The organism is Neisseria sp. HMSC078C12, from assembly GCF_001838065.1.
Lineage (GTDB): Bacteria > Pseudomonadota > Gammaproteobacteria > Burkholderiales > Neisseriaceae > Neisseria.
In genome coordinates this window covers 1-23,691 of the sequence record NZ_KV835614.1, presented here as the reverse complement: position 1 = coordinate 23,691, position 23,691 = coordinate 1, and the positions used below count along the sequence as shown (strand labels likewise).

The following is a 23,691-nucleotide window of genomic DNA, read 5'->3' as shown; positions in this document are numbered from 1 at the left end:
ACCGAGGAAGAATGGCGCATCGGCCAGGCAGGCTTGGTGGCAGTGCGGCTCTTTACCCCTTTACGGCCCGGAAGGGCGATTTCATCGCCATAAGTTTTATCCGTCTTACTGGCTTTAAAGACAAAAGCAGGCTTGCGGTTGAGGCGTACGTCTTTGGCGACGGTTTTGGCACCGCCGAGGTCGGCAAAGAGCGGGAAGGGAATGGGTGGAACGGAAGGGGGAGCGGGTGGAGGTGGCCAACAGAAATCGGGGACGGTAAAGACAACGCGGAACTTGCTGCTTTTACGGGCGATTTTATTGACGGCCATGGGGTGCTCCTGTTGGGGGGATAGAGGCCGTCTGAAAAGTTGGCTGCAATTAGTTGGGAATCAGACGGCCTTTGGGTTGTTTACGCGAGTGCCGCAAGAGAAGGCGGTATCGGGATAAATTTATCTTGTGAAGTATGGCATGCAACTGCGGCTGCGATTTGTTCTGCCCGTTCATGTCGAGCAATAAATCTGAGTTGACATGCAGAAATTTCCAGCTCTTCTGCAAAAGAAGTCCGGTATGTACAGTCAATACGGCGTTGTTCTACATCAACGAGTACGGTATCCAACACCATGTCTTTACACAAAGACATATTCGATGCGGTATGGGCATGTACAAATACAGTCTCTACCGGTAGTTCGACAGTAAAGTACTGATTGGGTGCTTGAAAGGAATGTACCATGCCGGTAAATCCTAGTGTATAGATATGGTTAGGCTTTAGATGTGGTAATTGAAGGGAAGGATGAGCACCGTTCCAATAAGCCATAGAAAAATCTTTTGGTAATAAAGGTGCACGGGTAGCTATCCATTCTGCATCGGCAGTACCTGAATGTTGTGCCCGTTGCGCAAAATAACGGGGCATAAAGCCAAATCCTTCAGGAGCAACATTTTCAGCAGGATCTCGTACCGGATGGCTTGGGTCATAAATCTGGTGAGCCTTTAATATTCGTTTGAACCCATTTTGTTTAAGTTGGGATTTGGGATAATAACCAATGCCGACAGGATTTTGCTGATGCCCCTCATGATCGTCTTCAACTGCACTACCGCCAAAGGCAAATTCATAGCGGATAGGTAAGGAGAGAATAGGATCTGGTTCGCTTAGAGACCATCCGGCTATCTCTCTTACCCAGTAGCGCTCGCCAGTAAGAGCCAGACTCTTTTGGTAATCGCCAACACTCACCGCTACGGCAAGTTGTCGAGCGGGAGTGTCATCAGGTGCATAGGCGATTGCATTGACCACTAAATCAGTTTTAGGTTTATAAAGGCAAAAGTCGCTTTCAAACTGAGTTGAAGTTTGAGATGGTTCACCGTAAAAAGTATCTGCAAATGTAAGAGGAGCCTGAGTTTGGGCAAACTCAAGTACAGTTTTCCCTGTTACAGGATCGATTTCAAACTCATAACTAACTTTAGCAACTATAACATCATACGTTCGATCTAACTGGTCGATGTTTTTAAATTGCTGCGTATGAAAGCAGGTAAAGTTCTCCAATTCGAACATTGATATACCTTTTCTTTTAGTTGATATCGACTTTTTTGCCGTCCATATCTACTACACTAGTGCCAACGATCTTAACTTTTTTACTAACGATAGTAATTTTACTTTTCTCAATTACAATCATAGAGCTACCAACTTGAAGGGTAATTTTGTTTCGTGCAGATAAAGTGATGTTAACACCAGCATTAAGGCCGATGTTACCTAGAGCATTAAGCCCCATAACTCCACCAACACTATGCATTTCTGCTCCACCAACGTTGGTCATCCAACCACCTCCGACATTTAACATATAGCCAGCTCCGATGTTGGTCATTTGTCCGATACCAACGTTGCTCATACCATTTAGGCTGACGGTTTCCTGCTTATTGCCACCAATGCTGCTTACTTCGTTGGATACAATAGTTTTGTTACGATTGGCGCCAACGGTCAACGCTTGATTTTTACCAATAGAAACGTTTTGATCCAAGCCTACGGTTAAAGCCTGATTTTTTCCGATGCCAATGTTTTCATCGAGGCCGACAGAATGGGTTCGATTTTTAGCGACAGAAACACTCTGATCTTCGCCCACAGAAGTACTTTGGTTTTGGCCGACACTAATGCTTTGGTTTTGGGTAATACTGGAAGTTTCGTTTTGGCCGACTGATTTAGTACGGTTTTGGGTAATTGAGGCGGTTTCGTTTTTTTGAACGGTTTTAGCTCGATCACCTACTACTGTTACAGTTTCATTATTACCAATTGTAGTGGTTCGGTCGTTGTTGACGTTACGGGTTTCATTGTTCTTAACAAGTGAGGTCAAGTCTTTCTGTGCCTGGAAGTTGACCATTTCAGACCCAGCAGTATCATTGAACATCAGTTCGTTAAAGTTGGCTAATGGGGAGTTAAAACTTTTACTCTTGATACCGGATTGCTTAGCTGCAGCAGGAAATCCCCATGGTGGCGACATTGCGCTGTTATACAGACGGCCTAATACAATAGGTCGATCAGCATCACCATTAATAAAATCAACCAGTACTTCTTCGCCAATGCGTGGTGTATTAATAGAGCCATAGCCAGCACCAGCAGAGCCCTGAGTTACTCGTACCCAGTTGGAACTGTTTTCATCCATTTTCCCATAGCGATCCCAGTGAAACTGGACTTTAATATCACCATATTCATTGGTGTAAACCTCTTCACCAGCAGGTCCTGTTACCGTAGCTGCTTGTGTCCCTAAAACTTTTGGCTTGGGAGTTTTAAGAGGAGGGCGGTATGGATAAGATTTCGGTAATACGCGGAATGAAATTCTAAATTTACCAATACGGTCTCCAGACGTATAGCCTGCCTCTTCAAAATCATAATCAGCTTTTAGAATAGTATATTCGGTATTGGAAGATGCATGAGGGTGTTTGCTCAAGATAAACGTATAACCCGGAGCAAGTGTCAGTGCAGTACCTGAGCCAGTAATAATCTTAGTTTGGCTTTTCAAATCTTCACTACGGACCTGGCTATAATTTTGTGCTTCCGATACATCACTAAAGCCCGTGTAGAAGTCATAGTGTTCCATAGATACCGAATTGAAGTCATGAACTAAGTCTGAAGACATCATTGGTACTTTGGCATTTTTATAGTTGTATTCTTGAGTAACAAACTGACTAGATTTTAAAGCATCTCGTTCTTCCCAAATATCAATATAGGCGATATTTGGTGCCCCTGGTGCAGTATTTCGAGAGTGGTAGGGGATGTTAGGGGATGAAATAGCTTCTAAAACACCAACATCATCAGTAATAACTAGCTCATGTGAACCATTACTGTGGGCAAAATAATAGTAGATACCTTCTTGTTCAAATAGGCGGTTTAAGAAATCAAAGCTATTTTCTTGATATTGAACACAAAAACCTCTTGTTCGATACCCTTTTTGACATTTTATTTGGTATGGGAATCCGAATGGTGCTAAGACTTCATTAGCGATATCTAATACGGACTTATCAACGAAAACCCTGCTGTCTGTATTTTGAGTGAGGTACCACATGAATGGGCGAGTGGTACAAGTATAGGCATGATAACCTTCCTCGTCCTCATCTTCTCCAATATAACCGAAATCGGTAACCAGACCATTTAGGTAACGAGGACTGCTTGCTTCAGTATCAATTTCCAATGTTACAGGCTGACCAATAATATCTTTGCCTTGTAAATTTGGGTTTTGGGAGACCAATGTAATATTGAACTCAAACAGATTTGAAACGGATTCTGTTCCAAGCATTTTTTTGAATAATAGTTGTGATCCCAAAGGCGTATGAGCAACGATAGTTCTATTCATTTCGGGAAACTCCTTGTCAATCTTAAACCAGCATTCAATTTATAAGCGTTTTTATCCTATATTTTTAATATGGATAAGGTATCAATATGAGAAATATATTGAGGTTGATATTTTAGGTAATATTATTTACATCTCTATTGAGACTTTCAAATACACTGAAAATTCCTTAATTTACTTAAATTAAAGGGGTTAAAAGCAGTAGAAGTAGTAAATTCAAGGACAACATTTTTTCCTTTGATGTTGTATTCGACAACGGTGGTATTTCCTGTTTGGCGAATAATTTTACCTTTTTCAATAAGGCGGAAGATCGACCACGGCCCAGTTGAACTAATACCTGCGCTGTTGATTTGGGGAGATGAGATATCTATTTTGGCTAAAGCATTTTCACTCTTGGATGGCCAAGTAAAGGTTACAGGATTTACAGGGCCGTGGCTGTATACATAGCTCTTACCTGCATATGAAATATTTACACTTTCTAAACTGGTATCGAGAATTAAAACTTTAATCGAAAAGTCGAATGTAGGAGTTTCTGATCCTTTATCAAAATACCCTTGTCGAATATCTGCTATATCGTTTAGCTTTGCAAAACGATCTTTAAATGCATCATTTTTAGCAGTTAAAGTTTCCAGTTTTTCTGAGCGTGCCAATACGGCAGCTTCACCAGTCAAGTTAGTAAATTTGCTGTAGATACCATTGGGACCAAATATACTGGTGAAACTTTCTAATGCAACATTGTCCTCCGATCCTTTATCGAAAGGGTATCCTTGTTGATGTATTTCTTTACAACTATTAGTCAATGTGGCCATTTGTTTTTCTAAAGTAGATAAAATTTTTTCATCAACAATTTTGTTAGTGTTTTTCAGAATAATTTCAGAAAAGTTATCTAACATTTGGCGAAAGGGAGGTGGCAGTCTATTTACTTCAGCCTTGTATTTTACGAAAGGATCATCAGGTGGTAAGTCCACTCCTTTTTCTACAGCAACATTAACGGCAACTAAATAAACATATAAATCATTTATAGCTTCTGTAACGTTGTTAATAGCTGGAGGTTGATCATTTGTGGTTTCTGTTAATATATGGAAATCTGCAAAAGCATCATCAACTGGAGTTGCTTGTTTTAACGCAGCTAATTCATTTTTTGTATTATTCCCTTCTTCACTCTCTAAGAGTTTTGAGAGCCCGGCTCTATTTAACCAATCAGTAATTTTGCTGCCAGCTTTTTCTGTTATTCGTTTGTCAATAGCTAAAGTCGTATTATCACTAATTCCTTTAATAATATTGACTAGAGGTGAGTTCTTTTCAGATAGTAGTTTTGCAATTTGAGTACTCTCTCGTGACGACTTTGGTGTTACTAATGACAAATCAGATAAATAACTATTCCAAACTTTAATGTAATTACTGAAATAGATTCTTTGGGCATCAGAAAGGACAGATGCCTTGCTTTGACTTAAAGAAGCATAGTCACCTAATACCCAGTTGTCTTCATTAAAAAACTGCTCTGCAGATTTAACCATAGCAGGCAAAACTTTAGTAATGTAGGCTTCTTTAGTATAAATAAAGTTAATAGGTTCTTTCAGAGTTCCACCAGTCTTACGTCGGAATAACAAGTGACTTTGCACTCCACCCATACTTGAAAAGGATACAGGTGTAACTCCTCCCTTTCCAGAGAGAGTAACTGTATTTATAGTATCTTCTAATACCATGGTTGCAATGTCTCTCTGCGCAATTTCCTGTCTACAACGTTCTACTAATTCTTCATCATAGGGAACGCTTGGTGTAATGCTTTGTTTTGAAAGAATCTGATTCAGAGCTTTTTCAACAGATTTTTTTTGTTGGTCACTCATGCCTGATGATTCTGTTTTAGACAAATTGGACATTAACCAGTTTTGCATAAAAGCAGCATCAAAATGTTCTTTGTGGAACATCATAAGATAAGCTTTTAATGCATCATAGCTATTAATATTGTTGGAGCCATTAGCTGTGCGTAGAAGTTCATCCAACTTATAGCTGATTAATGGCATTACGTTGTCTTGAAGAATTCTATAATAGGCTGACTCCCCAACATCTTTCATTTGGCTACCTTGATAAAGGCCCATACGATAGCTGAGCGGAGGGGATAATAAATCTGGAATTTCTTTACTGGTAGTTGTATCTCTAACTTGTTCAGCAAATGTGACAGCCTTAAGTAAATCAGGGCCGTCTGTATATTTTTTTACATCTGAAGCTAAGTCAGTTGCTTTTTTATCAACCTGTTCAAGATATGATTGGTTATTGGAGTAACTATTCAACATCATTGTCAAACATGCGATTACTACAGTTGTAATAGCTCCAATACCTAGCCAATACAAGATTTGTTTTTTGACAAACCAAGATTTATTCTCACCAGCCAAATTTGCCTCGCTTAAAATAACGTCAGCAAATAGTCTATTTAAGAAAAAGCTATGTTCGTTATTCTGAGTAGAGGCCTGGTTTGAATCCAAGTATTTTTTAGATAATTGGAAATCACTTTGCAAACCTTCCAGTATAGGGTTGAGATGTTGTCCTGTTTGAGTTGAGCTTGAAAAATAAACACCTCTCCATGCGATAGGTTGCTCAAATTTTGAAGATTTAGACAGTTCTTTAAATAGGGAAAGTACGGCCTGATTAAGACGCTCGAACTCCTCAGGGAATGCAAAAGCCGCAGCCTTGTCTTCAGTGGATTCTAATTGATGAACTGTGCCCAACATAGAGGAGCGTAATTTATCTACAATATCTGCTAAGGCATTAGAAGCAGTAGCGATAGGGGTTTCCATTCCTTCTGTATTAGATAGAGGAATCCCTAAATATTGATTTCTTTGTTCTTCAGTTAGATGGTTAAAGAATTCATTAAAACCATGCAATAAATCTAATTTGGTTATCATAAGATAAACTGGAAAATGTATACCTAATTTAGTATGCATTTCATGGATTCTTTTACGCAGTTCTACTGAGATTTCTGTTATATTGGTTTTTCCGCCCAATAAATCATCTACGCCTACAGTAACCAATACTCCGTTTATTGGCTGTTTAGGTCGGTAACGTTGTAGCAGCGTTACAAATTCTTCCCAGTCACTAGAATCTTTACTGCTATGATTGTCATGTAAAGATAATCTACCAGCTGTATCGAGAAATACTATTTCATCCGATAGGAACCAATCACAATCTCGTGTACCTGCTAGGCCACTTACAGATGTCCCCAAAGTGCTCTCTAAGGGGAAGTTAAGGCCAGAACGTTTGAGTGCAGTCGTTTTACCAGATCCTGCTGCCCCTAGGACAACATACCATGGCATTTGATAGAGGTATTGACCTTCTTCTAGTCTAGCCAACAAACTGTTTTTAGATTTAGAAAATTTAGCATTCTTTAATACTTTGTCCATTTCAGCAAACTGGCGGCTCATAGAGCTAACATCATTTGCACTTTTTAAAATAGGCTCTTGAGCAGCTCGAATTTCTTTCAATAAAGCAGCGTTTCGGCGGGATTCACGATATTGGCGAAATACAGCTTTAGCCAACCAAATACCAATAATAGTGGCACACACTGCAAAACGAATAGTTTTGCTTACTAAGGGGCGAACTTCACCTATAGAGATTAATGGGCCAATAAACCATACTAATATAATTAGGCCAGTAATACCCAACATCACCCATAAAGAGCGAGAACCTAGAAAATAAATAATTTTTTTCATGTCTATTTTTTCCGTATCAATCTAAAATAGATTATTGTGTGTTTGCACTACCGTTTTGTTAAGGATTGGAGGTATTGTTTTTTATTTCGACTGTGCTACCTAGTTTGGGTCCAGTTCCTGTAGTAAATAATGTAATTTCAACCCTTCGGTTTTTAGCTCTGTTTTCCAAAGTATCGTTTGGTGCGACAGGATCGGTTGAGCCTCGCCCTTCAGAACGGATGCGTGTTCCACCATTTTTAACGTAATTCAATAAAATTTCTTTTACTGCATCTGCCCGAGCCTGTGATAAATGCCAGTTGGATGGAAAATTTAAGCTCTGAATTGGCTGATTGTCAGTGTATCCCGTAACAATAATTTGTCCTTCCACACTATCTAAGGCTTGGCTAACCGCAGCCAAAACAGGATAATATTGGTCTTGAATTTGTGCAGAGCCGGATTCAAATAAGCCATCACCTAAAATAGTAACAGTGCTTCTGTCTTGAAAATCTTCCACAGATACTAATTTTCTAGCAATCTCATTTTCCAATAAAGGCCGTAGTCGGACTGTTTTTTGTGTATCCTGTTGTTTGGTGATTACTGAAGGGAGTTTGAGGCTGTTTACTTTTGTACTGGCTGTATTGAATTTATCTCCTAATGACCATTGCATTGTAAAATAGCCTACACCTAATGCAACAGCTCCTAATACGCCTACTACCCATAAAGGAATAGCAAGCCTGCGTTTCCTTTGAATATTATTTGTAATAATCGGGTTATGTTTAAAAAGATTAGCAGTTTGGTCAGGTCGTTTACTGTGAATTAAGGCAAGTAAGTCCCTTTTAATTTTATCGATCTCAAGCTCCCCATTGTTTAGAACTTGGTACTTACCTTTGTAACCAAATTGCAGGCATAAATACATAAACTCTAATAAATCAGTATTCTTATCAGAATCTTGTTTCAAATTTTGAATGATTTCAAAAAAACGTTCTCCACCCCAAGTTTCATCATAAAAAGATACTAATAAGCTATTCTTTGACCAAGTTTCATCAGCCCAGCCTGCACGGACTGCTAATTCATCTACAAATGTACAAAGACAGTATTTTGCGGCCTGAATGGCATCATATTTAGCTCCATTTTTTTCAGCATTCTCTTCAAAATTATTAATTAAGAGAGAGAATTTATTAATTAGGCTGTCAGTAGATAATTGACTAGTAGTTTGCTGCATAGAGTTAGCTAAGATAAGAACAGGTTTAGCAGCTTCAATTAAAGGGTTATAAACATTTACTGCGTTGTTTGCAGTATTATTCTGGTTATTCATAATGAAATTCCAAATTAAATCAAATTAACTTAAAGACTTAATCGCCCAAAATTCAACATCTAAATTAGGGAAATTACCAGCCAAATGGAAAGCCATACCTGAGGAAGTATCAAACATATCCCATAATTCATGTTTTTTATCTAATTCAAAATAAACATAACCACTATGGTATGGTAATTCTCTTGGTGCCACGGATAACGCATGAACTTTAATTCCAGGTAAATGGTAAGCAACCAATTCCTTAACTTTTTCTACAGTACCTATTTTTACTACACTTGGAATTTTTTGGCGTAAGGCTTCGTTAGGCATATCAGCTTTGATGGCTAGGACAAATGAAGCTTTATCCAGTAAGCTTTGATCAGGAGTTTGGGCGACTCGGGTTGCTTCATCACGCAGATCTAATGGAATTCTAATTGCTCTTTGTTCAAGTACAATAGACAGTGATTTGCGCAAGTTAAAAAATAATTTACCAAAACATGATGCTAGATCATTGTGTTCATAGATAGGAACATCTCCTACCTTGCGTGAAGGAAGGAAAGTCATTAAATCAGCACATAATTTTGATAAGTTGACAAATAATTGTTCTGGATGAGTTTGACGAGCGCCTTCATTTTCATGATGCAAATAAGCCAGATACCGATTGATGGTCTGAAGCATCATAAAGTCCATTACTTCAACAGAACCTCCGGTATTCGGGTCGTTTACAGCGTTAGCTAGACTATTGCTTTTTTGCATTAATAAGCCATATATTTCTGAAATGTAAGCTTTTAGGTGTTGTTGCTTTTGGCTTCCTAGGGAAGGTGGAATATATGATTCGTCTAGAATGATTTCAAAGTCTGCTGAACTGGATTGGATAACTGCAATAGGAAGGGCAGTTTGATTGCTAGTTAAATCATTTTCTAAAATCAATGTAGGATTAAGATCTGCTAGTGTAATTTGGCGACCGTCTAATTCGGAGTTTGTTGTATCCGCAAGGGTTTTCTCAAATGCTTTATATCGGTAAGAGTGAGCAGAATTTTGATTTAGAAAGTCAATCTCATTATTGACAGAGGATGGCAGAGTAATGGCTAAGCAAACTTTGGTATCTTTTATGTTTGCAGGTACTTTTAAGCTTAAATTTTCAAGTTGTTTTTGGGAAAACACAAATATAGAACCATCAGGAAAAATACCTTCTGCTTCACGAATACCGAGAACACCATGTTTGAGGCCGTCTGAATCCAGTACTAAAGATGAAAACCCCCAAAAATAACCTTCTTTAGAAACAGCTAGTTGACGTAATCCAGACTCAAGATAACGCTCAAATTGCTGAAAATGCTGTGGGGTAATAAAGATTCCCTCTGACCAAACTACTTTTGCTTCAATTGACATGCATTCAACCTCAAATTATTTATATATAAGTATTTATTCCTCGCGGAAAATGCCTTTGCTCAGGTCACTATTATTCTTACGAGTTTTCCCATTTTCTTTGATAAGCGGATCATCAGGATGGCGCTCTTTATATTCTTTTAGCATTTCTTGCATCTCTGATTTCGATAATTGATATAATTCATTTTTCCCAATATTCACGTAGAAATAGTGTTTCCCAAACTGATACCATCGTTGTTTTTGTTTTAATAAAATTAATCTCCATTGACTATTATCCAAATCACGATAACTGGCAACAACACCTAGGTATTTCAGATGAGAATCCATCTTGATAGGTAATACAGAAACCGTATCAGGGTGTAACATGAATTGGTTTTGTTGAATTAATTTGTCTCCTAAAGTTTCTTTAGCATTATTAGTAAGATCAAAATAGTTTGCTTTTTTAAATTCACCATCAGATGACAGTTGATATAAATCCAATCTTATGGGGGAAGGTTGATCAACTAAATTTGGATTGACATCGGGAGAAACTATGATTTGTACATCAATTTTTTCTCCACTTTCGTCAGATTCTTTTGGTGGTTTATGGTTGGATGCGCATGCGCTTACCATCAAAGATATCATTGCAAATGATATATATTTTATCAGTTTTCCATGCATTTTGGTTACCTAGGTACATCAATAGTGATTGCATTTAATGATAGAAATTTTAAATCAATCGACAGCCTAGACTTTAGGAACTAGTTGGTCTATGACTGTCGATCGAATACTAAGATTTCTTATTTTGCTTAGAATTATAAAGTATTTTTCTTTCTAAGTTTATATTTATATTGGTAATTGAAGTCATGATTGCTTGCATCGATATTTACGCTCAAAACTTGTTTACCCTGTGTTGCGCAAGTAAGTAGTTCTTGGCTGATTTGTGGTAGAACAGTATTGGTAAGAATTGCATCGATCATGCGGCCACCTGATTCAACTTCTGTACAACGTGAAGTGATGAGTTTTAACACTTCAGGGGTATAGTGTAGGTCGATGCCATGATTATCTTTAATACGTTTTACGATACGGTCTAATTGCAATTCAACAATTTTTGAGAGCATATCATCGGATAGCGGATAGTAAGGAATAACTTGCATCCGGCCTAATAAAGCAGCTGGGAAAGTTTTCAGCAGGGGAGTACGCAGGGCTTTAGTTAGGCCTTCCGGGGTAGGCAACATTTCGGGGTCATCACACATATCCATAATTAAATCTGTACCAATATTGGTGGTGAGAATGATAATGGTATTTTTAAAGTCGATATAGCGACCCTCGCCATCTTCCATCCAGCCTTTGTCAAATACTTGAAAAAAGATTTCATGTACATCTGGATGTGCTTTTTCTACTTCATCGAGCAAAACAACACTGTAAGGTTTACGACGGACAGCTTCAGTTAATACGCCACCTTCACCATAGCCGACATAGCCTGGAGGTGCTCCCTTCAAAGTGGATACAGTATGAGCTTCTTGATATTCACTCATGTTGATGGTAATCACATTTTGTTCACCACCATATAATGTATCGGCTAGAGCCAGTGCAGTTTCGGTTTTACCCACACCGGAAGGACCAGCAAGCATGAAAACACCAATAGGCTTGTTGGGATTGTCTAGATTGGCGCGTGAAGTTTGAATACGGCGGGCAATCGAATCCAAACCGTGGCGTTGGCCGATGATGCGTTTATTTAAGGTGTCAGCAAGCTGTAATACAGCCTCAACCTCATCTTTCATCATTTTTCCGACAGGAATTCCAGTCCAGTCTGCTACAACGTCAGCAACTGTACGACTGTCTACTAATGGCATGACTAGGGGTTGGACACCTTGCAGTTTTTTCAATTTAGTAACCAGCTCTTTTTGGCGGGTGCGCAACTGTTTGTTTTCTTCATCAGTTGTCTCTTGTTCAACCTGCATGATTTGTTCACGTACAGCCAATAGCTCTACAACCAAGTCTGCTTCAGATTTCCATCTGTCTTCTAATTTTTTCAGACGGCCTTCAACCTCAGTTAATTCTTTACCAATGTTTGTAATCCGAGCTTCAGAATCGAAACTGAGTTTCTTCTCACGTTCTAAATTTGCTTGCTCGAGTTTTAATGCTTCAGACTTCTTGCGTAGATATTCAATGCTGCCAGGCACAGCATGTTGGCTGACTGCAACGCGTGCGCAGGCAGTATCAATCAGGCCTACAGCTTTATCGGGGAGCTGACGTGCTGGAATATAGCGATGGGAAAGTTTTACAGCTGCTTGGATTGCTTCATCAAGAATGATCACTTTATGGTGTTTTTCTAGAGAAGCATTTAATGCCCTAAGCATGTTGATGGCTTTTTCTTCATCGGGTTCATCTACTTGTACCACTTGGAAGCGACGAGTTAGGGCAGGATCTTTTTCAAAATATTTTTTGTATTCTGCCCATGTAGTTGCACCGATAGTACGAAGTTTGCCACGAGCCAATGCAGGTTTGAGTAAGTTGGCAGCATCACCAGTACCGGCAGCACCACCAGCACCAATTAAAGTATGGATTTCGTCGATGAATAGCACGATTGGGGTTGGGCTGGATTCTACTTCATCCATCACTGCTCTGAGGCGTGATTCAAATTCTCCACTAACACTGGCGCCAGCTTTGAGCAAACCGATATCCAATAAAATTAATTGAACATCTTTTAATCCAGGAGGGACATCCCCAGCAGCTAAACGTAATGCCAAAGCTTCAACCACAGCAGTCTTACCAACACCGGCTTCACCGGTGAGAATCGGGTTGTTTTGACGGCGACGCATTAGGATATCAATCATTTGTCTGATTTCAGTGTCGCGTCCTGTGATTGGATCTATTTCGCCATTTTTAGCCTTTTCGGTAAGATTGCTGCCGTATTTAGCTAAGGCACTTTCTTTGTGAGTAGCATTAGGCTCTGAAGATAAGGCATTTTGGGTAACATCAAGATTTTCTTCAGAGTTAGCAGTAATAGCAATAATATTGTTTGCCAAGGTCTCAGGTTTGATTTTCAGGAATTCAGACGAAATATTGGCCAGAATACCCTGTAAAGTCTTATTTTGCAGCATGGTATAGAAAATATGGGCTGTACGGATTTTGTCTGTACCAAATTTTAGTGAGCTGTATGTCCAAGTTTGTTCGACAAGTGTTTGGATATGCTCGGAGAAGTCAATGACGGCAGTAGCACCGACAGGCAGTTTTTCTATTGCAGCCAATACATCTTTTCGTACTTTGGCTTCATCCAAATTAAAATGATTGATCAGGCAGAAGATATCTGTTTTTTCAGTTTGAAGCAGAGAGTGTAGCCAGTGTACCAATTCAACATAGCTGTTTTCTCGAAGACGGCAGAAAGTATAGGCATTTTCCAAAGTTTTATACAAAGTAGTATTTAACTTACCAAATAATACGCTGCGGCTGATGTTTGACATAAGACGTCCTTAATTAAATTATTTCAAATATGTCCAAAATAGTTTTTTAAAGCTTTTATCGACGATGGCCGTCTGAAAAGCTGATTAATGATTGCTGACGATCAAGTCTTTTGCATCTCGGGAAACATTCCCCAGCCAAGTTGATAAGCCGAGTTGAGTGTTCCCTCCTAAAACCATCAGTGGAACTTCTTTTTGCATCAGAATAGGTTGGATGTCCCATTCATATTCTTCTGCGGCAAATAAACGAACCCATTCGCGTAAACGGGCTGCATTAATACCGTCTTTAAAGAATGATTGGTAGGCTGGTAGAGTAAGGGGGCCAATAATAATCCGGAATTTACTTTGCATATCATAGAGTTTGTCACCTAGTAGTAAACCGTCCCCAAGTGTGTAGTTGCCCATAATCCCAATTTGCGTTTTCTCTTCTTCGACTTCAACCCAGTACCCTACGTTAGTTTGAATGTTAACGGGAACTTGGAAATAGCGAGTGAGCAGTTGTTGCAGGTTGACTGCAGATCGGCTTTGTTTTATTAATAGACCAGAAAAATAACGTTTAGCAAATTCGTGAATTAAACCTTTGTTATGTGTGGTCGGAATATTAAGGCCATTAAAACTGGCAATATATTTTCCGAAGCGGTCTTCGGCATTTTTATCTAACGATGTAATGCTTTGGGCATTGGCCCACGCCCGATAGAATAAGATAGCCAGGCGGTGTTGCAACATATTTGCAAACCCTGTCCATGCCTGGTCTCCGTGTTGATGTTGGCGTTCATAAGCATATTCGGTTAAATGTAGAGGTAGTGGACCAGATGGGCCAAACAGACCAAATCCATTAATGGAAATTTCTACATAATGTGGTGATAAGGTTACCGATTGGAGATTGCGTGGGGCAAAAGTAAGCAAAGGATTTTGGCGGATCCTTATTTTCTCCATTTTTGGGCTAATAGCTTTGCCTAATATTTGCCCACCAGTAATAAATTTAACGGACTCAAGCTGGCGCAAGAGTGAAAAATAATCATACTTATATGGTTGAGAGGAAACTTTATTTAAAAAGATTGTAAGTTTTTCATCCCAAGCATTGTCTAATGAGTCACCAAAATCTGTTTTTGGGTTGACTGGACTCATATAATCATCCTCTCCCCAATTTCAGACGGCCAAGTAGCAATATGACCTTGCTGGAGCGTGTCAATTCGCAGTTGTACAAATGAGTTAATAGATACCAAACGTCGGAAATAATGGTTTAAAACTGATCCAAATAGGAAAGGATGAACGCCGCCTAATTGAGCTTCATCCAGTGTAACGGTAATGTTGATTCCTCGGATAGGGGCGGCAACTCCATAATGACGGACTACTTTGTTAATAATTGAGGTTTCAACTCGTATAATTGACTCAATCTGTTTTTTCAGTAAATCACTTTCAGAAGAAACAAATACTGTTAAAAGCTCTTTTAAAGCAACAGGTGCATCTTCTTTATCAGTATTTAAAAGAGACAGGTAATTTAAACTTAATTGATTTAAAAATGACCAAAGAGTCCTATCTTCACTTACTGCTTCTTGAGGTCTTGTTAATTTAGAAATCAGTTTAATCGATTTGACTGGCAAAAATCCCTCAATAAGAAAGTCAGATTCTCCGTCTCGAGGCATGATTAGAGGCAAATCTCTGCTTGTACACCAAGCGTCGACAGAAAGGTGCTGTACGTTTGAATTAAAGGCGTAATTCTGATTATTAGCAAGAGATAAAAATACCTCACTACCTAAATAGGAAGAGCGAAAACCATTTTTAGCTGAGTTTTCGGATGGTACTCTATCAGCACGACGAACAGAAAAATAATCATGCTGAGTTTGGGCTTCTGGAAAGAGTCCTATATCCGGTGCTTTGTACATCGGTGAAAATACTACGGTTTGAAGGTTGTTGGTATCAAAGCCTTTTACTTGCTCGATAGCGTAGACTTCATAATTCAGGGGCTGGGTACGGTCGATAACGACATGGTGCTCCTGATCTTGAATATTTACCGGGAAGCGTGAGCTTTTTTTTCTGAATAAGTTGACGACTGGTACGGCATTCACAGAAAAATCATCTACACCGATCAGTTCAGTTAATTCAGGTATTTTATTACTGAATAAAAATGAAAGACTAAAATAGCGTTTACGATAAGTAATAATTTTTTTATTGACTCCCTTATCGTTTACGATTTCCTCTAAATGTTCAGGTACTTTAGGTAAGTGTCCTTGTTTCTCGGCTTGCTGGATAGCTTGTTTAATATTTTTTTGGGAAATGAATAGGAACTTTTCCGGTAGGCGTGAATACTCCTGCATAATTCGGAATGCACTCACCGATTTATCTAAATTAAATGATAAGGCTTCATCTTCTCGAAAACCACGATGTTCTGGTGTAGTAGGTAATGGGTAATACCATTGTTTTGGATTTTCGTAACTGTGACAAACAACCCCCACGCATTCAGAAGCTAATAGAAACAGCAATGAAGATGATTTGGAAAGCTCTGTACCCAAAAATATAGATAATTCATCTGGCAACATCTCTGAACATGCACCTGGTACGCTCAATGAAAAATCCAAACGCAAGGCAGATTGTACTTTCTTACTAGAGGATTGTTTGAGTGCAGGGAGTGTGTTTGGCAAATAACCTATTGAGTCAGTGTATTTGGCTTTTTCAATACGAAGTGGCAGAATTTCAGTAGTTTTAGTTACAGAAAATGGACAACTTACTTTAAATTCATCAATAGGCAGAGACCTTAATATTTTGCCTCGTTCCAGTAGATTGATCACATCAGCGTTATATTGATTAGTAGGCTCTAGATTGACAATAGCTGCCGCCGGTTTCTGATTGATGAAGTCAGGATAAACAACTTCTAAGATTCTTTGGACAAAACGAGGATACTCCGCATCCAGTTTAAGTTGGGTGCGTGCAGTAAGAAAACTTACCCCTTCCAAGAGTCTTTCAACATAGGGGTCAGGAATATCAGTTGTATCTAAAGCTAATCTTGAGGCTATCTTAGGATATTGGGCTGCAAACTCTTTACCCATTTCCTTTAGAAAAGTTAGCTCTTTGTTGTAGTAAGACAGTAATTTATTATTCAAGCCCCATTTCCCCCATCTAATAAGTCAAACAATCCTGTTTCAACATCCATGCTGGTTCGGAGCAAGAATTCTTTAGGATAAGGATTGAGTTTCAGGTAACCTTTAATTTCAATAATGAGTTTATTGTGTAAAGCATCGTCATCATCGTCTGAGGTATTTACGATCACTTGTAGAGTCTTATTTTCAAGACGCGGTTCAAAATCGATGATGGCTTGTTTGATATTCTGTTCCACATCTTGCCATTCAATATCGGAAAAATTAATACCAGAAAGGGGAGGGATACCATAATTTAATGTAGAAGAGCGTACATTTTCAGTTAGGTCAATCTCCATAGTTTCTGCTTGCATGTTGCATGTATTCAGTAGATAAAGAATATCACGCAGTACTGCTTGCCGATATTGATCAAGATTAATGACCTGATCGGAGCGTGCCTCTTTTTTTCTGCGCGGTTCTTCATCTGTTAGTCTGTCAAATAAAGAGGGTAACAGTTGATTTTTGAATTGCGACATGTTTAATTGCTGAGTTTGAAGGATGGATAGATTTTAATGATTTTGTTCAAATCTAATATTACGAATATCTAAAAGGCCAAAATCATGGTTATCGGTATACAAAGTTTTTTGACCAACCCCTGTAAAGAGTTGCTCTGCTATTTCAATCCAGTCAGTTTGTGAGCACTTCATTAGCAGATCTGACCATGCTGTTTCCTCACCAGGCATAACAGTATAGCGGGCAGGACTAGTACATTGAATACACTCACCATTAGTAAATTTAATTTCAGACGCTTTCCAGATGATGTCCAGTAAGGAACTTGGAGCCTTAAAAGAAATATTTTCAATAGAATCCCATGTTTGCCAGTAATAGTGACCTTGATAGAAATATTCATAAACGAAGGCAGTACGTACGTCTCCATCCATAATCCAGTCGCTATCAATTTCAGAAACTGATTTATCTGCTAAAAGGTAAGTAATATGTACGGAGGAGCCATCTATATTCTCAGATAACACAGTATAATCATCGACAAGAGCCTTGTTTTTCTGTTCTGAAACATGGGCAACTAAAGAGAGTTGCTTTTGAAGAATATCAAGTTTACTTGCGTGCTGTTCTAGAGTTTTGGGTTTTTGCTGTGTTTCAAAGACTGCTTGGCGACGTATTTCAGCAGAAATATTTTCAATAAGGTAGAGCATCAGGGGCTTTTGAGTATCAGGAAAAAGTTTTTGGTATTGTCCGATTTGTTTTAAAGCCTGTTCCCATTTTGCGCATAGACACTGATATTGAATCAGTGCTAAACGATGTTCTTGATTGTCAGGATTTGAACGTACAAGCTCAATCATCTCTGATAATTTAGTCTTCAAATCCATTTCAATGATTCCTTATTTAATTTATAAAGATGGATAATAGAAGTTAAAAACAAGATTAATTTTTCAGTTAAGTAGTGCCGTCTGAAAAGTGAAAAAATTTATGTATAAAGCCTGACTTAAAAACAAACGCCTTTTAAGTCAGGCTTTTTTACTTAAATCTACATATCAATTATGCAGATTTGTTTTCTTTGATATTGAAGGCCATTTGAACTTCAGCACCTTTAGAACCTTTATCGGTTTGTTCCCAATATTGGTTTTTCACTTTTGCAGCTTGGAATGAATAACGCATTTTCAGCGCATCATTGTCTTGTACACCAATGAATTTCACACCGGTTACTAAGACATCTTCTAATGTAGTGCGTGAGTATTCAATTTGTTCGCCACCAGCTTTACATACAGAAATTTCTACTTTGCTCAAGTGTTGGCCGGTAGCGCAGTTTTTCAAAATGGTTGGAGCTGCTTTATCGATAGCAGCAACTACAGTTAAGTCATTGAAATTGACTTTACCGGCACCACCGCCACCACCGCTGGTCATTGAACCAGGTTGCTCAGCACCCCAGTCAAAACTTTCGATGTTAGTCCAGTCTTTATGGTTAGAATCTTTTGACTCGCCATTTACACCTTCGACTTTCATGAACATATCAATAGCCATTTTTTACTCTCCTAGTTAAAAAATATAAGCGATTTAACAACAGGGCACTAATATACCCAACTAAATAAACTAAGCCTGACTATTCTTGTTTAGTCGAAGGCAATTTGGAAACTAAGCGTAGAGAAACAGTAAGTCCCTCAAGTTGGTAGTGAGGACGCAGGAAGAATTTAGAAGTATAGTATCCTGGATTATCTTCTACTTCTTCTACAACTACCTCAGCAGCAGCCAATGGTTTGCGTGCTTTCGTTTCTTGCGTAGAGTTGGCAGGGTCTCCATCTACATAATTCATAATCCATTCGTTTAACCAACGTTCCATGTCATCACGTTCACGGAATGAGCCAACTTTGTCACGAACAATACATTTTAAATAGTGTGCGAAACGGCAGCATGCGAATAAATAAGGCAAGCGAGCTGATAAACGTGCATTGGCGGTAGCATCTGGATCGTAATATTCAGATGGTTTATGCAAAGATTGCGCACCGATAAATGCAGCTAAATCCGTGTTCTTACGATGGATTAATGGCATAAAGCCCAATGCAGCCAATTCTGCCTCACGGCGGTCACTAATGGCGATTTCTGTTGGGCATTTCATGTCTACACCACCATCATCGGTTGGGAATGTGTGGCAGGGAAGATTTTCAACGATACCGCCTGATTCCACACCGCGAATAGCGGTACACCAGCCATAGTATTTAAATGAGCGGTTAATATTTACTGCCATTGCATAAGCAGCATTGGCCCAAGTATATTTATTGTGATCTGCACCTTCTGTTTCTTCTTCGAAGTCAAATTCGTCTACAGGATTTGTTGTGGCACCATAAGGCAGGCGAGACAGAAAACGAGGTAGGGCTAAACCGATATAACGTGAATCTTCGGATTCACGCAGGCTTCGCCATGGAGCATATTCGGCATTTTGGAAAATTTTACTTAAGTCACGCGGATTAGCTAACTCTTGCCAAGACTCCATTTGCATTAATTTGGGAGATGCACCAGCAATAAATGGACAGTGTGCAGCCGCTGCAATCTTCTCAAGACTATTGAGCATTTCTACATCAGGGGCAGAGTGATCAAAATAATAGTCACCTACTAAACAACCAAAGGGTTCACCGCCAAATTGGCCGTATTCTTCCTCATAAATACGTTTAAAGAGTGGACTTTGATCCCAAGCTGTACCTTTAAAGCGTTTTAAATTACGAGCAACCTCTTTTTTAGAAATAGGTAATACTTTGATTTTCAGTAAAGTATCTGTTTCGGTGTTGGTCACTAAATGATGCAGGCCGCGCCATTCACCTTCAAGCTTTTGAAAGTCCTCATGATGCAAGATTAAGTTGATTTGTTCAGAAAGCTTTCTGTCAATTTCGGCAATAATTGCTTCAATGGTTTGATAGGTATCATCTGAAATGGTGACGGCATTTTGTAAGGCCTGCTGAGCCAATGTTGCGACTGCATTATTTACAGCGCTTTTAGCTTCTTCCGTTTTAGGTTTGAATTCTTTTTGAAGCAGCTGTTCAAATTCATTGGTTGCAAACACATGTTGCGAACTGCCATTTCCTAGGGTATCTAATTGTTTTTCAGCCATGATTTACTTTCACTTCTAGTTTTATTAGAGACTATTGTTCATCTTTGGATGTTGATTTAGGTGCAGCTGCAAGACTTTTTAGCAATTCGCTGTCCCCTAAGACTTTTCCAATTAATTCTTCAGCCCCACTTTTACCATCCATATATGAGAGTAAATTAGATAGTTCTGTACGCGCCTGTAAAAGTTCATTTAGAGGTGCTACTTTTTTAGCTATCGCAGCTGGTGAGAAGTCATCCATGCTTTCCAATTCGAGTTCTACATTCAAATTTCCTTCACCTGTCAATGTGTTTTTTACGTTGAAGGCGACACGAGGTTTAAGGGCTTTCATGCGTTCGTCGAAATTGTCTACATCAATTTCTAAGAATTTTCGTTCGGCCAAGTCAGGCAGTGGTTCGACAGGTTTACCAACCAAATCTGCCATAACACCCATAACGAAAGGCAGTTCAATCTTTTTCTCTGAGCCATACAACTCTACGTCATACTCAATTTGCACGCGAGGAGCTCGATTGCGGGCAATAAACTTTTGACCTGATGATTTATTTCGTGACATGGTTATAACCTTAGGATAATTAATAATGTTGTATATCTAAAAGATATTTACGAAATTGTGGATGAGGTGTACTGATTTTAGGAATTTGCTGTATCTTCATCTGGTTTGCCAATTAAAACTTCTAAATTGGCAATACTTTCTGGGCTAATATCTTTCATGATGTCATAAAAGTTCATATTCATTTGTCGTTGCACTCTGCGGATAAACAGTGGTGCAGGGTGGCTGGGCTCAAGAGTTTCAAAATAAATGCAGATTTTCTCTAAAGCTAAATCAACATCAGCACGGTTTTTAATATTCAGACGGCGCCATGCGTCAGCCTCTTGAATAGATTGTTCTTGCGTAATAGCCAAGCTGTTAGTTTCAGAGGGTAACTCAGGCTGTTCTGTCTGTTGTACTGAGGGAGTGCTCCCATCATTATAGTTGATGGCTTTGTGAATTAGGGTAAGAGGTTTCTGAATAACATCAAAATCAAGTGAGTGTTCATCCTGTAAATTAGACGAGAAAATGCGTTGGATGTCTTTCAGACAGTCCAATGCTTGAATTAATGCAGTTAATTCAGGTTTCCCTGTATCGGCATTTACTCTAATATCGAGCATTAGCCGTTCTTTACCTCCTGGATAATTTTGTGAATCATTTCCTTGTAGTATGGAAACAGCTTCTTTGACAGTAATTGGCTGTTGGGTTAACCCATTTATCAATAATTTAGATGAAAGAATCTCTTTGATAATGCCATCAAGTGTAGTAAAGGAGCTAAGGGCATTGATCCTGTAAAAGGGATCAAATTCACCGTCTTCATCTTCAAGTTTGGGGTAAATGGATTCCCAATATAAGTCTATATTAGCTCTAATTGCTTCGCAGCCAGCGCAGAACCCTACAAGTCCATGTTTAGCAGTAAGAGCTTGTGCATAATAAGCCAAGACATGTAAATCTTTAGACTCGGCTAGCAATTGATTGCACAACTTTTCTACTGTTGCCCAGTCTGCCTCTTCTGCCGGAATAATCGTGTCACCATATTGTTGTTCTGGTTTGCCTTCAGCTATGCTTTGTAGTTCTAAAAAGCGGCTATCGTATTCGATATTTACACCTTCAGGACTGTCGATAGAGATAGGCTCGTCCCATCGAGGAAATGTGTTCATCTACTTATAATCCAAATAACTTATTAAACAGTGAGCATGAGGGGAGGCCTTCATGTTTTATGTGGTAACCGCTTCCAATCTCTTGCCAAAAACTACCAATGCCGTCTGAATCAGATAAAAAGTTGTGAAAGGATTCAGAGAGGATAGAGTTCTCTGTTGTATCACTACTGTAAAAATCTTCGATACAACATTCCCCTTCTTTTAATATCTCGCGAAAGGAATTTTTTTTCTTTAAAAGAAAAAAAAGAGAATCAAGTGATTCGGGAATAGAGCTAGGTTTATAAAATAACACAAATGGGTATTTTCTGCCAATTTTATCAGAACTACCAGCAGTCATACCAGTATAAATAAGATCATCAGGTAATTTGATGCAAAATAGCCAAATTTGCAAAGGGGAATATGTTTTTCGAGTGAATGAAATTAATTTGTTTTGGTCGGAGCATCGGTTAAACCAGTTATCCCAAAAGATTTTATCGTGAGTTTGAAGATTCTCGGAGAAAATAAAATCACGGGATTGATTCAGTTTGCCAAAAAAATAGACTTCATTTTGCTTAAGCATGAGTAGTCATCACAAGAGAAGAAGTTTTAGATTCCCAAGTTGCTAATTAGATACAACTGCTAAGACTCGTACTCTAGCATAATTCGATGTGTTGATAAATATAAATTTAAACCGCTTGAAATAATAACTTAAGAAATGTAAATAATCTTTAAAAATATGCGCTTACTATATGATATTTTAATAATAAAGTTTATTAAATACAGTTTTATTTATAGCTTATTGTTTGTTATAATTTTTGCAAAATAACGTGCCCAAGTCACTCAGAAAGTGATTGGCGTTCCTTGTTTTGAGGTTTCTACTTGTAGATTAATTAGGATTTCGACGGAGTAATCGCATGTCCTCTTCCGGTAACACCATAGGTATTCTTGTTCCTCAGCCTTCTGCACCTGCCATGGTGTCCAAAGGATCTGCCAATCCGCCTGAGCCGCTGACTAATGCAGCCGGTCCAGTGGATGTGATAGAGATGGTGGCTGATGTTGCCTCTAGCGCCCTTTCTTTGGTTGCTCCTGACTCTGCTGCAGCTAATGTAGCTGATGCTGTATCTGATGTGGTTTCGCTCGCTTCAATGGTCCCAGGTTTGCCTAGTGTTAGACTGCCTTCACGAAAGATGGTCAGTGGTTTTGGCGGGGGTAGCGGAGCAGGTTCTGATGGCGGGGTGGTTACTTCTGGTCATGGTCACTGTATTCCCTGTAAAGTTGCAGCAGCTATCGGTAATCCTGTTAATGCCGTACTTGGTATCAAAGTCTTATTTGATGAAACAGAGGTTGACTTTGGCTTTGACTCCCCACTTCCTCTTGTTTGGCAGCGCAGCTATTATTCCGACCAAATTGGCAACGGCTGGCTGGGACAAGGTTGGTCGCTGCCGTTCTCCATGCGTCTTGTCCGTACTGCCGACGGTTTTCTCTATATTGATGAGCAGGGCAGGGAAATTTCGTTGCCGGATATCAGCGACGAAGCAGAAGAGCCTTATTCCGCAGCCGACGATGGTGAAGACAATTTATATGAAGAAGAGGCTGCACCGCGACCTGCTTCTGCCGAAGAAGATCCCTACGGTCTAGATGACGCCTATTTTGATCCTTACGAACAAATCTACTTTTCACAGATTTCAGACGACCTCTACCAAATCGCCTCCCCC

Annotated in this window: 18 protein-coding genes; 1 reads left to right on the top strand and 17 read right to left on the bottom strand. The window is 39.1% G+C overall.

What is annotated here, in order from left to right; genetic code table 11:
* The 17 genes from HMPREF2596_RS11640 to tagF all read right to left on the bottom strand — a co-directional run.
* Window positions 1-308: PAAR-like domain-containing protein (locus tag HMPREF2596_RS11640; RefSeq protein WP_283140423.1), on the bottom strand; the 308-nt coding region annotated here is incomplete at its 3' end.
* Between the two features lie 80 nt (window positions 309-388).
* The gene (locus HMPREF2596_RS09000; RefSeq protein WP_070850826.1) at window positions 389-1,525 is read right to left on the bottom strand and encodes a DUF2169 family type VI secretion system accessory protein; all 1,137 of its coding nucleotides are present in this window, start codon (window positions 1,523-1,525) and stop codon (window positions 389-391) included.
* Between the two features lie 16 nt (window positions 1,526-1,541).
* On the bottom strand, window positions 1,542-3,815 hold the full coding sequence (tssI, locus tag HMPREF2596_RS08995; RefSeq protein ID WP_070850825.1) for a type VI secretion system Vgr family protein: 2,274 nt from the start codon (window positions 3,813-3,815) through the stop codon (window positions 1,542-1,544).
* A 146-nt stretch (window positions 3,816-3,961) separates the two neighbouring features.
* Window positions 3,962-7,519 carry a type VI secretion system membrane subunit TssM gene (tssM, locus tag HMPREF2596_RS08990; RefSeq protein WP_070850824.1) on the bottom strand — a complete coding sequence of 1,186 codons (3,558 nt, stop codon included), beginning with the start codon at window positions 7,517-7,519 and terminating at the stop codon, window positions 3,962-3,964.
* Window positions 7,520-7,577: 58 nt separating this feature from the next.
* Entirely contained in the window at window positions 7,578-8,813 is a 1,236-nt protein-coding gene (gene tssL / locus HMPREF2596_RS08985) for a type VI secretion system protein TssL, long form (protein ID WP_070850823.1), read from the bottom strand.
* A gap of 24 nt (window positions 8,814-8,837) precedes the next feature.
* On the bottom strand, window positions 8,838-10,181 hold the full coding sequence (gene tssK / locus HMPREF2596_RS08980) for a type VI secretion system baseplate subunit TssK (protein WP_070850822.1): 1,344 nt from the start codon (window positions 10,179-10,181) through the stop codon (window positions 8,838-8,840).
* 33 nt (window positions 10,182-10,214) lie between these two features.
* On the bottom strand, window positions 10,215-10,838 hold the full coding sequence (gene tssJ / locus HMPREF2596_RS08975; protein WP_070850821.1) for a type VI secretion system lipoprotein TssJ: 624 nt from the start codon (window positions 10,836-10,838) through the stop codon (window positions 10,215-10,217).
* A 134-nt stretch (window positions 10,839-10,972) separates the two neighbouring features.
* Entirely contained in the window at window positions 10,973-13,624 is a 2,652-nt protein-coding gene (tssH, locus tag HMPREF2596_RS08970) for a type VI secretion system ATPase TssH (RefSeq protein WP_070850820.1), read from the bottom strand.
* A gap of 84 nt (window positions 13,625-13,708) precedes the next feature.
* Window positions 13,709-14,749: a type VI secretion system baseplate subunit TssG gene (gene tssG / locus HMPREF2596_RS08965; RefSeq protein ID WP_070850819.1), complete on the bottom strand. Its 1,041-nt coding sequence runs from the start codon at window positions 14,747-14,749 to the stop codon at window positions 13,709-13,711.
* Entirely contained in the window at window positions 14,746-16,722 is a 1,977-nt protein-coding gene (locus HMPREF2596_RS08960) for a type VI secretion system baseplate subunit TssF (RefSeq protein WP_070850818.1), read from the bottom strand. Before HMPREF2596_RS08960 ends, tssG begins: the two co-directional genes overlap by 4 nt.
* Window positions 16,719-17,231, bottom strand: a complete 513-nt coding sequence (gene tssE / locus HMPREF2596_RS08955; protein ID WP_070850817.1) for a type VI secretion system baseplate subunit TssE — start codon at window positions 17,229-17,231, stop codon at window positions 16,719-16,721. The genes HMPREF2596_RS08960 and tssE overlap by 4 nt, the downstream gene beginning before the upstream one ends.
* A gap of 33 nt (window positions 17,232-17,264) precedes the next feature.
* Window positions 17,265-18,080, bottom strand: a complete 816-nt coding sequence (locus HMPREF2596_RS08950) for a type VI secretion system accessory protein TagJ (protein WP_070850816.1) — start codon at window positions 18,078-18,080, stop codon at window positions 17,265-17,267.
* 169 nt (window positions 18,081-18,249) lie between these two features.
* Window positions 18,250-18,732, bottom strand: a complete 483-nt coding sequence (locus HMPREF2596_RS08945) for an Hcp family type VI secretion system effector (protein ID WP_003761730.1) — start codon at window positions 18,730-18,732, stop codon at window positions 18,250-18,252.
* Between the two features lie 79 nt (window positions 18,733-18,811).
* Complete coding sequence (gene tssC, locus HMPREF2596_RS08940) at window positions 18,812-20,311, bottom strand: type VI secretion system contractile sheath large subunit (RefSeq protein WP_070850814.1); 1,500 nt, start codon at window positions 20,309-20,311, stop codon at window positions 18,812-18,814.
* Between the two features lie 31 nt (window positions 20,312-20,342).
* Window positions 20,343-20,861 (bottom strand): type VI secretion system contractile sheath small subunit, encoded by a 519-nt coding sequence (gene tssB / locus HMPREF2596_RS08935; RefSeq protein WP_070606732.1) that lies wholly within the window; start codon window positions 20,859-20,861, stop codon window positions 20,343-20,345.
* A 77-nt stretch (window positions 20,862-20,938) separates the two neighbouring features.
* Window positions 20,939-21,997 carry a type VI secretion system protein TssA gene (tssA, locus tag HMPREF2596_RS08930; RefSeq protein WP_070850812.1) on the bottom strand — a complete coding sequence of 353 codons (1,059 nt, stop codon included), beginning with the start codon at window positions 21,995-21,997 and terminating at the stop codon, window positions 20,939-20,941.
* Between the two features lie 4 nt (window positions 21,998-22,001).
* A complete protein-coding gene (tagF, locus tag HMPREF2596_RS08925; protein ID WP_070850811.1) occupies window positions 22,002-22,556 on the bottom strand; it encodes a type VI secretion system-associated protein TagF in 555 nt (184 codons plus the stop codon).
* Window positions 22,557-22,890: 334 nt separating this feature from the next.
* Between tagF and HMPREF2596_RS08920 the strand changes: the two genes are divergently transcribed.
* Window positions 22,891-23,691, top strand: an 801-nt coding sequence (locus tag HMPREF2596_RS08920; protein WP_283140421.1) for a DUF6531 domain-containing protein, incomplete at its 3' end; no start/stop codon positions are given.